Annotated in this window: 9 protein-coding genes; 5 read left to right on the top strand and 4 right to left on the bottom strand. The window is 68.0% G+C overall.

Features of this window, described 5'->3' with window-relative positions:
- Nucleotides 1-123: 123 nt before the first annotated feature.
- From MF607_RS11340 to MF607_RS11330, 3 genes are all read left to right on the top strand, one after another.
- A complete protein-coding gene (locus MF607_RS11340; protein WP_242118741.1) occupies nucleotides 124-1,254 on the top strand; it encodes a phosphoserine transaminase in 1,131 nt (376 codons plus the stop codon).
- A 125-nt stretch (nucleotides 1,255-1,379) separates the two neighbouring features.
- On the top strand, nucleotides 1,380-2,957 hold the full coding sequence (gene serA / locus MF607_RS11335) for a phosphoglycerate dehydrogenase (RefSeq protein WP_242118739.1): 1,578 nt from the start codon (nucleotides 1,380-1,382) through the stop codon (nucleotides 2,955-2,957).
- Nucleotides 2,958-3,177: 220 nt separating this feature from the next.
- On the top strand, nucleotides 3,178-4,281 hold the full coding sequence (locus MF607_RS11330) for an ATP phosphoribosyltransferase regulatory subunit (RefSeq protein ID WP_242118737.1): 1,104 nt from the start codon (nucleotides 3,178-3,180) through the stop codon (nucleotides 4,279-4,281).
- Between the two features lie 36 nt (nucleotides 4,282-4,317).
- On the opposite strand, the gene MF607_RS11325 is transcribed toward MF607_RS11330, so the two are convergent.
- A complete protein-coding gene (locus MF607_RS11325; RefSeq protein WP_242118735.1) occupies nucleotides 4,318-4,827 on the bottom strand; it encodes a Ros/MucR family transcriptional regulator in 510 nt (169 codons plus the stop codon).
- 270 nt (nucleotides 4,828-5,097) lie between these two features.
- On the opposite strand from MF607_RS11325, the gene MF607_RS11320 reads away from it, so the two are divergent.
- On the top strand, nucleotides 5,098-6,465 hold the full coding sequence (locus MF607_RS11320) for a PAS domain-containing protein (RefSeq protein WP_242118733.1): 1,368 nt from the start codon (nucleotides 5,098-5,100) through the stop codon (nucleotides 6,463-6,465).
- A 58-nt stretch (nucleotides 6,466-6,523) separates the two neighbouring features.
- On the opposite strand, the gene MF607_RS11315 is transcribed toward MF607_RS11320, so the two are convergent.
- A complete protein-coding gene (locus tag MF607_RS11315; protein WP_242118731.1) occupies nucleotides 6,524-9,277 on the bottom strand; it encodes an Rne/Rng family ribonuclease in 2,754 nt (917 codons plus the stop codon).
- A 463-nt stretch (nucleotides 9,278-9,740) separates the two neighbouring features.
- On the opposite strand from MF607_RS11315, the gene MF607_RS11310 reads away from it, so the two are divergent.
- Nucleotides 9,741-11,027, top strand: a complete 1,287-nt coding sequence (locus tag MF607_RS11310; protein ID WP_242118729.1) for an N-acetylmuramoyl-L-alanine amidase — start codon at nucleotides 9,741-9,743, stop codon at nucleotides 11,025-11,027.
- 139 nt (nucleotides 11,028-11,166) lie between these two features.
- Here the strand turns inward: MF607_RS11310 and MF607_RS11305 are convergent, their stop codons facing one another.
- Nucleotides 11,167-11,700: a SixA phosphatase family protein gene (locus MF607_RS11305; RefSeq protein ID WP_242118727.1), complete on the bottom strand. Its 534-nt coding sequence runs from the start codon at nucleotides 11,698-11,700 to the stop codon at nucleotides 11,167-11,169.
- Nucleotides 11,697-14,399 carry an ATP-dependent DNA helicase gene (locus tag MF607_RS11300; protein ID WP_242118725.1) on the bottom strand — a complete coding sequence of 901 codons (2,703 nt, stop codon included), beginning with the start codon at nucleotides 14,397-14,399 and terminating at the stop codon, nucleotides 11,697-11,699. Before MF607_RS11300 ends, MF607_RS11305 begins: the two co-directional genes overlap by 4 nt.
- Nucleotides 14,400-14,462 lie beyond the last annotated feature (63 nt).

Genomic DNA, 14,462 nt, shown 5'->3' with positions numbered 1-14,462 from the left:
TCGTGCGCATAGTCGCCGACATTCGCAACAACATGGGTTGTATCGCGGCAACGACGCCGCTAATGCCCGCGGCGGGCCACGCTGTCCCAACGCAGCGCGTGCTCTCTGTGAGGAGAGACTGACATGACTGATCTTCCGCCTAAGCCGGCGACGACCCCTGCGCGTCCCTATTTTTCGTCCGGCCCCTGCGCCAAGCCGCCGGGCTGGTCCGCCGACCGCCTCAATCCCGTCAGCCTCGGCCGGTCGCACCGCTCGAAGATCGGCAAGCAGCGTCTGCAATATTGCATCGACCTGATGCGCGAACTGCTGAAGCTTCCCGACACCCATCGCATCGGCATCGTTCCCGGTTCCGACACCGGCGCGTTCGAAATGGCGATGTGGACGATGCTGGGCGCCCGCCCGGTCACTGCGCTGGCGTGGGAAAGCTTCGGCGAGGGCTGGGTGACCGACGCGGTCAAGCAGCTCAAGATCGATCCGACCGTCGTGCGCGCCGATTACGGCCAGCTGCCCGACCTGACCGCGATCGACTGGACCAACGACGTCCTGTTCACCTGGAACGGCACCACCAGCGGTGTGCGCGTGCCGAATGCCGATTTCATTCCCGCCGACCGCGAAGGACTGTCGTTCGCCGATGCGACCTCGGGCGTGTTCGCCTATGACATCGACTGGGCGAAGATCGACGTCGCCACGTTCAGCTGGCAGAAGGTGCTGGGCGGCGAGGGCGCGCATGGCGTGCTGATCCTCGGCCCGCGCGCCGTCGAGCGGCTCGAAACCTACACCCCCGCCTGGCCGCTGCCCAAGGTCTTCCGGCTGGTGTCGAAGGGCAAGCTGACCGAAGGCATCTTCAAGGGCGAGACGATCAATACCCCGTCGATGCTGGCTGTCGAGGATGCGATCTTCAGCCTCGAATGGGGCAAGTCGTTGGGCGAAAACGGCCTGATCGCGCGCAGCGACGCCAATGCCGCCGCGCTCGACAGGATTGTCGCCGAGCGCGACTGGCTGGGTCATCTCGCTGCCGATCCGGCGACCCGGTCGACGACCAGCGTCTGTTTGACCGTCGAGGGGGCCGACGAGGCGCTCATCAAGAAAATGGCATCGCTGCTCGAAGCCGAAGGTGCGGCATATGACGTCGCAGGATACCGCGACGCTCCGGCAGGCCTGCGCATCTGGTGCGGCGCGACCGTCGATACGGCGGATATCGAGGCGCTCGGACCATGGCTCGACTGGGCCTACGCGACCGCCAAGGCGGCATAAAGCCCTCTCCCCTTCAGGGGAGAGGGTTGGGAGAGGGGCTGTCGCCCAACCTCTCCGCCTGCTCCCCGACTTCCCCTCTCCCCGGCCCTCTCCCCTGAAGGGGAGAGGGAGGTAAGGAATCCGACATGCCTAAAGTTCTGATTTCCGACAAAATGGACCCCAAGGCCGCCCAGATCTTCCGCGAACGCGGGGTCGAGGTGGACGAAATCACCGGCAAGACCCCCGAAGAGCTGATGGCGATCATCGGCGACTATGACGGCCTCGCCATTCGCAGCTCGACCAAGGTCACCAAGGCGATCCTCGACGCCGCCAAGAACCTCAAGGTCGTCGGTCGCGCAGGTATCGGTGTCGATAACGTCGACATTCCCGCGGCATCGGCCGCCGGTGTCGTCGTGATGAACACCCCGTTCGGCAATTCGATCACCACCGCCGAACATGCCATCGCGCTGATGTTTGCGCTCGCCCGCCAGCTGCCCGAGGCCGATGCCTCGACCCAGGCGGGCAAGTGGGAAAAGAACCGCTTCATGGGCGTCGAGCTGACCGCCAAGACGCTGGGCCTGATCGGGGCCGGCAATATCGGCTCGATCGTCGCCGACCGCGCGCAGGGCCTGAAGATGAAGGTCATCGCCTTCGATCCGTTCCTGTCGCCGGAGCGCGCGATCGAGATCGGCGTCGAGAAGGTCGAGCTGGACCAACTGCTGGCGCGGGCCGACTTCATCACGCTGCACACCCCGCTGACCGACCAGACCCGCAACATCCTGTCGGCGGAAAATATCGCCAAGACCAAGAAGGGCGTGCGGATCATCAACTGCGCGCGCGGCGGGCTGATCGATGAGGTCGCGCTCAAGGCCGCGCTCGACAGCGGTCATGTCGCGGGTGCGGCGCTCGACGTGTTCGTGCAGGAACCGGCGAAGGAATCGCCGCTGTTCGGCACGCCGAACTTCATCTCGACCCCGCATCTGGGCGCGTCGACCAGCGAGGCGCAGGTCAATGTCGCGATCCAGGTCGCGGAGCAGATGGCCGACTTCCTCGTCTCGGGCGGCGTCACCAACGCGCTCAACATGCCGTCGCTGTCGGCCGAGGAGGCGCCGCGCCTCAAGCCGTACATGGCGCTCGCCGAAAAGCTCGGCTCGCTGGTCGGGCAGCTGACGACCGGCGTCATCGCCCGGGTGTCGGTGCATAGCGAAGGCGCCGCCGCCGAGCTGAACCAGAAGCCGATCGTCGGCGCGGTGCTGGCCGGGTTCCTCCGCGTCCAGTCGGACACGGTGAACATGGTCAACGCCCCGTTCCTCGCCAAGGAACGCGGCATCGAGGTGCGCGAAGTGCGCAACGACCGCGAGGGCGATTACCACACGCTGGTCCGCGTATCGCTCAAGACCGATGCGGGCGAACGGTCGGTCGCAGGCACGCTGTTCGGCAACGCGCAGCCGCGTCTGGTCGAACTGTTCGGCATCAAGGTCGAGGCCGATCTGGCCGGTCACATGCTGTACGTCGTCAACGAGGATGCGCCCGGCTTCATCGGTCGCATCGGCACGACGCTGGGCGAGGCGGGCGTCAATATCGGCACCTTCCACCTCGGTCGCCGCGATGCCGGTGGCGAAGCGGTGGTGCTGTTGTCGGTCGATGAAGCGGTGACGCCCGAACTGGTCGCGAAGGTCCGTGCCCTGCCGGGCGTGAAGACGGTGATGCCGCTCAAATTCTGATCGGTTCATAGGGTTGCAGGACGGGCTGTCGGAGCGATCCGGCGGCCCGTTTGCGTTTGTACAGTTTTACAGGCTGTCGCCCCAGCGCAGGCTGGGGCCTTTTTCGGTTCCGGCGCAGCGCGCTGTCACGGAGAGACCCCAGCCTGCGCTGGGGTGAAGGATGCGGCGGTTGGCAGTGGACAGGTTTCGCTCCGCACCGACTCACGCTAGGGGGGGGCGCATGAACGATACCGGCCTCCTGCCCGAAGGGTTTCACGACCGCCTGCCCCCCGCCGCCGATGGCCTGCGCCGTTTCGAAGGAGCGGTGCTCGGCGTCGCGCATGGCTATGGCTATGAACAGGTCGACCCGCCGCTCGCCGAGTTCGAGGCGGGACTGGCGGGGCGGCTGAAGGGAACGGCGGCGACCGACGCGGTGCGCTTCGTCGATCCGGTCAGCCAGCGCACGCTGGCGATCCGCCCCGACATCACCGCGCAGGTCGCGCGGATCGCGGCGACGCGCATGGGCCATCACCCGCGCCCGGTGCGCCTGTCCTATGCGGGGCCGGTGCTGAAGCTGCGTGCTGGCGAACTCGCCCCGCGCCGGGGCTTGCGGCAGATGGGGGCCGAACTGATCGGGCGCGACAGTGTGGCGGCGGCGACCGAGATCGTGACCGTCGCAGTCGAGGCGTTGGCGGCGGCCGGGGTCACCGACATCTCGATCGACTTCACCTTGCCCGATCTGGTCGCGACGCTGGCCGGCGATCCGCCGGGACCGCAGCATGCCGCGTTGATCGCGGCGCTCGACGCGAAGGATGCCGGGCGGGTCGCGGCGATCGATCCGGCCTATCTGCCGCTGGTCGAAGCGGCTGGACCGTTCGACGCTGCCCTCGCGCGCCTTCGGGCGACCGACCAGGCCGGGCGGCTGGCCTCGCGGCTCGACGCGATCGAGGCGGTGGCGGCGACGCTTGCGGGCCGGGTGGCGGTGACGCTTGATCCGACCGAGCGGCACGGCTTCGAATATCAGAGCTGGCTGGGCTTTTCGCTGTTCGCGCAAGGCGTGTTGGGCGAAATCGGGCGCGGCGGCAGCTATACGGTGTGCCATGCCGATGGCCAGGAGGAGCCGGCGGTCGGCTTCTCGCTCTACGCCGATGCGCTGCTCGATGCCGGTTTGGGGGCGAAGGATCGTCGGCGGCTGTTCCTACCGCTCGGCACCGATCCGGCGGTGGCGGCACGGCTGCGTAGCGAAGGCTGGGTGACGGTCGCGGCGCTCGATGCCGACGACACGCCGGCGGCGCAGCTATGCACTCATCAGTGGATGGACGGCGCGATCGCACCGCGCCCATAAGTAAAGGGGGCGGCACATCGGCCGCCCCCTTTCCAATTATTCGGCAGCCTTGGGCTTGCGGCCACGGCGGCGCGGCGCATCGCCGGCTTCGCCTTCGACGACGGCTTCACCCGCTTCGGCGCTGCGCGCCTTGCGGCCGAGGCCGATGCGCTTGGCCATGTCGCGACGGCTCTGCGAATAGGTTTCCGCGACCATCGGATAGTCCGGGCGCAGCCCGTAACGCTCGCGATAGGTCTCGGGCGTCAGGCCGTGGCCGGCAAGGTGACGACGCAGCGTCTTGTACGGCTTGCCGTCGATCATCGAGATGATGTGGTCCTTCGACGCCAGCGACTTGCGCACCGATACCGCGGCGACATGCTCCTGCTGCGGCGCGGCCTCTTCCGGTTCGACATTGCCCGATGCCAGACCGAGAACCGTCGCGTGCATGGTTTGCAGGAACGTCGGAACATCCTCTGCGGCGACGCGGTTGTTGCCATTGTTCAACCAGGCGATGGTCAATTCGGTCGCCAGTTCGATCGCGTTCAGTTCGGATCCGTCTTCGGACATGGAGTTCTCCTTTTCTGATGCCGGCTTTGCGTCGCATCAACCATCAGGTCAATGGGTCCGATCTGGTTAGATGGCAGTTTTGAAACGTTTATGCGAAATATTTTTCCTCTTTCATCAGTCCGAAGGCAATGGATTAGCACGGATTGACTTGGACAGGGCGAACAGGTCCGCGCCGTAACTGAATTGCGGTAATTACGCGGTTCGGAGCGGGAATGGGACAGTTTGAGCGCGGCAATGCTGCACCGCGAACGGTAGAAGGACTAAGGACGAATGGACGTGCCGGTGATCGAAACCAGTGATCCCGTGTGGCGCGATATCGCAGATCGGATACCGGTTCCGGCATGGACCGCCGACAGCAACGGCCGGCTCCTATGGACCAATCGTCCCTGGCAGGACGAGAACGGCGCGGTATCGTCGGGTGATCTTTGGTTCTGTTCGCTGGCCGCGGAAACACGGGGTGCGGCGGTGGACGAATGGCGGACGGGAACGGCGAGCGGCCGTCCCTTCGTCGTGCGCACCGGCGGCCGCGACACCGCAACCATCTTCTCCGTCGCACCGACACACCCCGATGCGGCCGGCAATGCCCGCTGGCTGGCGGTAGCGACCGGCGACGCCGCGCGCCGCGAGGCCGAAACCGCCCGCGCCGCCACCCGCGCCGAACTCGACACGCTGACCAACGCGATGCCGCAAATGGTGTGGGCGACGCGTCCCGATGGTCATCACGATTTCTACAATGCGCAATGGTATCGCTTCACCGGCGTGCCCGAGGGGTCGACCGACGGCGAAGGCTGGAACGGGATGTTCCATAGCGACGATCAGGAGCGGGCATGGGCGCGCTGGCGGCATAGTCTGGCGACCGGCGAGGATTACGAGATCGAATATCGGCTGCGCCATCGCAGCGGCAAATACCGATGGGTTCTGGGTCGGGCGCTGCCGGTACGCGATGGCGACGGGCGGATCGTCCGCTGGATCGGTACCTGCACCGATATCGATTCGGCCAAGCGCGCCGCCGAGCAGAACGACATCCTCAGCCGCGAGCTCAGCCACCGTATCAAGAACATTTTCGCGATCATCACCGGATTGATCCGCATGTCCGCACGGCGGATGCCGGCGATGCGCGGCTTTGCCGACGAACTGGCCGCACGCGTCGCGGCGCTGGGCGCGGCGCACGACCTTGCCCGGCCACACAGCGACATCTCGCGCCCTTCGGTCGGCGAAGCGACGTTGCATCATGTGCTGCGCGACCTGCTGGCGCCCTATGCCGAAGAACAGTGGCAGGTCGCCGGTGACGATGTGGCGATCGACGATCGCGGGGCGACGCCGGTCGCGTTGCTGTTCCACGAACTGGCGACCAACGCCGCCAAATATGGCGCGCTGTCGACGGCCGACGGACGGGTTTCGATCGATACGCGCCGTAGCGGCAACGCCCTGATGATCGACTGGCGCGAACTTGGCGGTCCGGCGATCGCCGGCGCGCCGGATACGGCAGGCTTCGGCACCCGGTTGGCGACGCTCAGCATCGAACAGCAGCTGGCCGGCACGATCATTCGCGACTGGCGACGCGAAGGGCTGGCGGTGCGGATCGAGGTCGCGTGCGATGCGCTGGTCCGCGAACCCCGGACCGACGCCGTCGGCTGACACGAAAAAGGGCGACCCGTCGGGGCCGCCCTTTCGTTCGTGACAAAGATCGCCGCGATCAGTTGCCGAAGGTGCGCTGCCACCAGCCGCGTCGCGGCGTCGGGTTCTCGCCATCGGCCGCCGCGTCCTCGGCGTTGACCGGCTCCGCAGCGACCGGTTCGGGCGCTGCCGGTTCCGGTGCAGGCGCCGCTTCCACCGCTTCCACTTCCGCTTCGACGGCCTTGCGACGCGGCGCGCGGCGCTTCTTCGGTGCGGGCGCTGCTTCGGCCTCGGCCGGTGCCGGTGCTTCCTCGGCGACGGCCGGCTCGGCATCGGCCTTGCGACGACGCGTCCGCTTCGGCTTGGGTGCCTCGGCAACCGGTTCGGCTTCGACCGCTGGCGCCTCGACCGGTTCGGGAGTCACGATCGGCGCGGCGTCGCCCGCCTCGACGGTCACCGGTTCGGCCGGTGTGGCATCGGCAATTGCCTCGACCTTGGCGCGGGCACTCGGGCGACGACGCGTCCGCTTGGGTGCGGGCGTTGGCTCGGCCGCCACTGCTTCCGCTTCGGGGGCCGGCTCGGCAGCAACGGGTTCCTCCGTCACGGCCGGTTCGACGACGTCGTCCTCGGCCGGCAGATTGGCGACGGTGCCGGCACCATCGGCGGCATCGAACGCGCCCTCGCTCCGGCGACCGCCGCGACGGCCACGACGACGACGCTTGCGCCGACCGCCCTCATCGGCGGTTTCGGCAGTTTCCGCTTCGGGAGCGGCCTCGTCGCTCGCTTCGGTATCGCTCGCTTCGGCTTCGCCCGTATCGGCATCGGCCGGTTCGTCCGCGTCGATTTCGCTGTCGGCATCGTCGCCGGCATCGCCATCGACTTCGCCTTCCTCCCGGTTGCGACCGCGACGACCGCGGCGGCGGCGGCGGCGCTTGCCGCGACCTTCGCCCTCGTCATCGCTGCGCGGCGCACGCGCGACTTCCTCGACGGCTTCGTCCTCGACCTCTTCGTCGATCTCGTCCTCGATGTCGTCATAGGCATCGTCCTCGTCGTCGATGACGACCAGCGGCTCGATCTTCGGCGGATGCGCGGGCGGCGGACCGGAGGCTTCGACCGCCATGCGCGCGCCCTCGATCTCGGCATCGGGCACGATCTCGACGGTCACGCCATAGCGATCCTCGACCTCGGCGATATCGGCGCGCTTCTTGTTGAGGACGTAGAACGCCGCTTCCTGGCTGGCGCGCAGCACGATCAGCGACCCGCGACCGCGCGCGGCCTCGTCCTCGATCAGGCGCAGCGCCGACAGGCCGGCCGACGATGCGGTGCGGACCAGTCCGGTGCCCTCGCAATGCGGGCACTGACGGGTCGATGCCTCGAGCACGCCGGTGCGCAGCCGCTGGCGGCTCATTTCCATCAGGCCGAAGGCGGAAATGCGGCCGACCTGGATGCGGGCGCGATCGTTCTTCAGCGCCTCCTTCATCGCCTTCTCGACCTTACGGACGTTCGATCCATGGTCCATGTCGATGAAGTCGATCACGACCAGACCCGCCATGTCGCGCAGCCGCAGCTGGCGCGCGATTTCCTGCGCCGCTTCGAGGTTGGTCGCGGTCGCGGTCTGTTCGATATTGTGCTCGCGGGTCGACCTCCCCGAGTTGATGTCGATCGACACCAGCGCCTCGGTCGGGTTGATGACCAGATAGCCGCCCGATTTCAGCTGCACGACCGGATTGTACATCGCGGCCAGCTGATCCTCGACATGCGCGCGCTGGAACAGCGGCACGGCGTCGGCATATTGCTTCACCCGCCGGGCATGGGCGGGCATCAGCAGCCGCATATAGTCCTTGGCGTGGCGGAAGCCGTCCTCGCCCTCGACGATCACCTCGTCGATATCCTTGTTGTAGATATCGCGGATCGCGCGCTTGATCAGGTCGCTGTCGCCATAGACCAACGCCGGCGCCGAAGAGGTCAGCGTCTGTTCGCGAATTCCGTCCCACAGGCGCGCCAGATAATCGAAGTCGCGCTTGATCTCCTGCCGGCTGCGCTGGAGCCCAGCGGTGCGGACGATGCAGCCCATCGACGCCGGCAGCGTCAGTTCGGCCATGATCGACTTCAACCGCTTGCGATCGGCGGCCGAGCTGATCTTGCGCGAAATCCCGCCGCCATGCGCGGTGTTGGGCATCAGCACGCAGTACCGGCCGGCGAGCGACAGATAGGTGGTCAGCGCCGCGCCCTTGTTGCCGCGCTCTTCCTTGACGACCTGTACCAGCAGCACCTGCCGACGGCGGATCACGTCCTGGATCTTGTAGCGGCGACGCAGGTTCAGCCGGCGCTGGCGCAGTGCCTCGACCGCAGCATCGTCGCCGCCATTCTTGCGCTTGCGCGGGGCGGGGGCGTCCTCGCCCTCCTCGTCGTCGTGATGCTCGTCTTCGTCCTCGTCGCGCTCGACGACCTCGACACCGCCCTCGGCATCGTCGTCATGATCGTGATCGTCGTAATCGACATCGTCGTCATGCTCGCCGGCACGCAGCGCGGCTTCCTCGGCGGCGTGCGCGGCTTCTTCGGCCAGCAGCGCGTCGCGGTCTTCCTTCGGGATCTGGTAATAATCGGGGTGGATTTCGGAAAAGGCGAGGAAGCCGTGGCGATTGCCGCCGTAATCGACGAACGCCGCCTGCAACGACGGTTCGACCCGCGTCACCTTGGCGAGGTAGATATTCCCTTTTAGCTGCTTGCGCTCGGCCGATTCGAAATCGAATTCCTCGATCCGGTTACCCTTGACGACGGCGACCCGGGTTTCCTCCCGGTGGCGAGCGTCGATCAACATCCGCGTGGTCATGATAGTCTCTCCGGGCGCGCGGGACGGCTGTGCCAGTCGGCGCGCCTAAACGCGCGGCGGGGTCTGTGCCCGGTGCCTGCGCGCGATTGCTGGGATATGCGTCTGCTTGCACGGGCAGTCCGGAAACCTCCGGGCGGACAACCGTCGCCCCGACGCCGGCCGCGACAGCGGCACAGGCGGTACGGGACGGAACTTGCCACATGCGAACATCAACCTGAATAAATCCCGCAGGCGGTTGCGCGCGGGATGTCGCATCGGCTCCGCCGGGACAGGCCCGGCACCGACGTGGGCATAGGCGTAGCATTCGTCACCGGGAACGGCAACAGCGCGGCCATGCTTCCTTATACGGTTAAATTGGCGGGCGTTTTAGGTTAAGTTAACCTTCACCATGATTATTAGGACCTGTTTGTCGCCGGAGCCGGTAAGGCACGGGTTCGCGAAAAGGGGGAAGTGGCGCTTCGTCATGGGTTTGCGCGGGAGCAGCTTTCGGATCGGACGGCTCGGCGCGCGGCACGCGGTCGCGCTGTCCCTGACATGTGCGGCCCTTGCGTCGCCCGCCGCCGCCCAGCGAATCGACGGGGTCAAGGTCGATGGCGACCGGATCGTCGTTGATCTCGACGCGCCGGCGCGCGCCGCGAGCAGCTTCGCCATGGCCGGCCCCGACCGCATCGTCATCGACCTCGACGGTATCCGCCCCGGCGGACGCGGCGATGCCGGCGGATCGGTCCGCACCGTACGGCAGGGCGTGCGCGGCGACGATGGCAGCCGCATCGTGCTCGACCTCGCCGAAACCGCAATGGTCACCGGCGGCGGCTTTTCCGACGGGGGACGTCGCCTTACGCTCGACCTTCGCCCGGTAACTGCGCAGCGTTTCGCGCGCGCGGCCGGTGGCGGGCGGATGCGCTTCCTGCCGCAGCCGGTGGTCGGCGCGATCGTTCCGGCGTCGTCGTCGGCGGCGATGGTCGTCGACCGCCGCCAGCGCGCGACCGCCAGCGTCGCGGTGCCGGGGGCCCGCGCCCGGCGCGGCCTGCCATTGCCGAAGGTGGACGGCGATGCCGATCGGCCGCTGGTCGTGATCGATGCCGGTCATGGCGGGCATGATCCCGGCGCGATCTCGCCGCATGGCGGGCTGCGCGAGAAGGATCTGACGCTGAAGACCGCCCGCGCGATCCGCGACGCATTGCTCGCCGGTGGCCGGGTCCGCGTCGCCATGACCCGCGATCGCGACCAGTTTCTGGTGCTGCAGGAACGCTATGCCATCGCCCGCCGGCTGGGGGCGAACCTGTTTATCTCGGTCCATTGCGATAGCGCCGACAATCCCGATGCCAGCGGCGCCAGCATCTACACGCTGTCCGAAGTTGCATCGGACCGTGAAGCCGCGCGATTGGCTGCGCGGGAGAACAAGGCGGATATTCTCGCCGGGGTCGATCTCGGCCGGCAATCGGCGGATATCTCCTCGATCCTGATCGACCTCACCCAGCGCGAAACGATGAACGAATCGGCTGGCTTCGCGCGGTTGCTCGGGCGCGAGGCGAAGGGCGTGATCCCGCTCAAATCCAACTATCACCGCATGGCGTCGCTGATGGTGCTCAAGGCGCCGGACCTGCCGTCGATCCTGTTCGAAACCGGCTATCTGTCGAACGAGGGCGATGCGAAGCGGCTCGATTCGGTCGACGGGCGCAAGGCGATTGCGAAGAGCGTGACGCAGGCGGTGGAAATCCACTTCGCGCGGCGCATGGCGGCGCGATGATCGCGCGCAGCGAACGAAACGCTGTCCCCTTGCGTCGCCCCAGCGAAGGCTGGGGCATCGTGCGGCTCTGGCCTCGCGTCACAACCGGGATACCCCAGCCTTCGCTGGGGTGACGCTGTCGCCGAAGCGGGTCGATCGTTCAATCGTGCCCCGGCCCCAGGCTCGGATCGAGATCGCGCGGCCGCACGAACGTGACCAGATGCCCGCACCCATCGCACGCGCTCGCCCAGTCGCCATCCAGTTCGAGCACCGCGACGCTGGCGGTCGGAAACTTCTCCTCGACTGCACCGCGCAACGGATTGCTCTCGGCCGACAGCAGCAGGACCAGATCCTCCAACCCGGGATTATGCCCGACCAGCAGCGCGCGATCGACCTCGGGCGGCAGCGCGCGGACGGTGTCGAGCAACGTCCCCGCCGACGCCAGATACAGCGCGCGGTTGCTCTGTTCCTCGGGCAAGGTGCCGTACCCGCGCCGGAAATGGTCGAGCGTCTCGACGACGCGCACCGCCGGGCTGGCGACCAGATGATCGAACTTGCAGCCCAGTTGCCGCAGATGCGCGCCCATCGCGGTCGCGGCGCGTGCGCCCTTCGCATTCAGCGGCCGGTCGAAATCACGCGCAATGGCATCGTCCCAGCTCGACTTGGCGTGGCGCAGCAGCGTCAGCGTCTTCATGGCAAGGGCTCCATCGGCAGGGCATGCGCCCCATGCCCCACTTCTTTACCCAAGGAAAGAGCACGCGCGACCGCTTCGTCCAGCGTGCAGCGCACGACCGGTGTCCCATCGGGGAACGCGCCCAGCAGCCGCGACGGCATCGCCGCCGACAGCAGCACGAACAACCCGCGATCGTCGGCACGGCGGATCAGCCGCCCGAACGCCTGCGCCAACCGCGCGCGCACCATCCGGTCGTCATAGGCGCTGCCACCCCCCGCCAGCCGGCGCGCGGCGTGCAGCACGCCCGGCTTCACCCACGGCACCCCCTCCATCACGACCATCCGCAGCGAATGGCCGGGGACATCGACCCCGTCGCGCAGCGCATCGGTGCCGATCAGCGACGCACGGGGATCGTCGCGGAAGATGTCGACCAGCGTACCGGTATCGATCGGATCGACATGCTGCGCGTAGAGCGGCAATCCGTCGCGCGCCAACCGGTCGGCGATGCGCGCATGGACCCCGCGCAGCCGCCGGATCGCGGTGAACAGCCCCAGCGTCCCGCCCCCCGCCGCGACGATCAGCCGGCCATAGGCATTGGCGAGTGCGGGCAGGTCGCCACGCTTCACATCGGTGACGATCAGCACCTCGGCCTGTTGCGCATAGGCGAACGGGCTGGTCGCGGCGAAATGGGTCGGCTGGCGCATCAGGTGCGGCGCCCCGACCCGCGCATCGGCCACGTCCCAGTCGCCGCCCGCGCGCAGCGTCGCCGACGTGACGAGCACGCCATGCGCGGGTTTCAGCACCGTTTCGGCGAACGGACGGCTGGGGTCGAGCCAGTGGCGGTGCAGCCCCATGTCGTACTCGCGCCCCTCGACGCGGTCGACCGCCAGCCAGTCGACGAAATCGGGATCGACCGGTCCGCCGACCCGCGCCAGCAGCCGCCCCCATGCCGCCACCGTCTCCGCCCGCCAGCCGAGCGAGGCGATCGCCCCCTCGATCCGCGCGCGCGCCGGGCCGTCCATCCAGTCCGGCCCTTCGGTCAGCACCGCCTCCAGCCGCTTGCCGAGCGCGATCAGCGGACGGAGCAGCGCGTCGAGTGCCTGTGCGGCCGGGCCGGCGGCATCGACCAGTTCGGGCGGCGGCTCGGTCAGCTCGGTCTCCAGCCCATAGCCGGCCTCGCCATCCTTCGCCCGCGCGAACACCGCGCCGCGCACGCAGGCGAGCAATTCCTCGACCGGACCGAACGCATTGCCTTCCTGCACCCGCGCCAGCCAGCCCTCGGCGGGCAATAGCCGTGCGGCATCGACCGCCGCCGCCACCGCCTCGGCCCCCGCCGAATCATAGCTGGCAACATCAGACAGCCGCGCGGCCAGCCCCCGCCGCCGCCCGCGTCCGCCGCCCTCCGGCCCCAGCACCCAGCGGCGGATCTCGATCGCCTCCATGCCGGTCAGCGCGGCGGAGAACATCGCGTCGGCGGCATCGAACAGGTGATGGCCTTCGTCGAAAACAAAGCGGGTCGGGCGCGTGCCGGTCTCGCGCCCGCGCGCTGCGTTGACCATCACCAGCGCATGGTTGGCGATGACGATATCGGCCTGTGCCGAAGCCCGCGCCGCGCGTTCGATGAAGCATTTCCGGTAATGCGGGCACCCGGCATAGATGCACTCGCCGCGCCGGTCGGTCAGCGCGGTCGATCCGTTGCGCCGGAACAAGATCGGCAGCCAGCCGGGCAGGTCGCCACCGACCATGTCGCCATCCGCACTATACGCCGCCCAGCGCGCGACCAGTTGCGCCAACACCGCCGCCCGCCCCTGAAACCCGCCTTGCAATGCATCTTCGAGGTTCAGCAGGCACAGATAATTCTCGCGCCCCTTGCGCGTCACGACGCGCGCGCGGCGTTCGACGGGATCGGGAAAGACGCGCTCGCTTTCCTGCGCCAATTGGCGTTGCAGCGCCTTGGTAAAGGTCGACACCCACACCGCGCCATCGGCCTGCGTCGACCACAAGGATGCCGGCGCGAGATAGCCGAGCGTCTTGCCGATCCCCGTTCCCGCCTCCGCCAGCACCAGATTGGGCGTGTCGCGCGCCACGCGCGGGGCGAAGGCATCGGCGGCAGCGGCGGCAAAGGCGCGCTGGCCGGGGCGCGTCTCGGCCCCCTGGCCGGTCAATGTCGTCAACCGTTCGGCAACCGCGTCGGGAGCGAGGGTGACCGTGCGCGGGTGCCCCCGTGGCGGCGCTTCCTCCCATTCGGGCAGCTTCGCGAACAGCCAGCGTTCGGCGGTCGCCGGCTTGGGCAGCACCTGTCCCAGCGCCGGCGCCCACGGCCAGCGCAGCCGAAACAGCGATTGCGCGGCGGTCCACGCGCCCTCCTGCTCCGCCCAGGGCGCCGATGCGGTGGCGATCAGTGCGGCGGCGGCATCGCGCAACAGCGCCGCGACCGCCGCTTCATCGGCGGGCGGGGACAGGTCCAGCGCCTGCGCCAGCCCCTTAGGCGTCGGCACCGCGAAGCGCGCCGGATGGACGAAGGCGTAAAGCTCGAGCAGGTCGAGCCCCGACAGCTCGGCATAGCCCAGCCGCTGCCCGATCAGCGGCGCGTTCAGGACGATGGTCGGCGTATCGGCGACACAGCTGATCGCTTCACCCCGGCTGACCTCGCGCGTGCCGTTCGCATCGGCGATCCAGACGCCCGAATGGCTGGCGTGCAGGGCGGGGTAGGGGAGCATCCTGCCCTACATAGCGCCACGAATTCGGAACGGAAGTCGAACGCGCTAAATCCTCCCCGGCAC

It is taken from the genome of Sphingomonas lacusdianchii (assembly GCF_022664395.1).
Lineage (GTDB): Bacteria > Pseudomonadota > Alphaproteobacteria > Sphingomonadales > Sphingomonadaceae > Sphingomonas > Sphingomonas lacusdianchii.
This window is presented reverse-complemented; position numbering and strand designations above follow the sequence as displayed.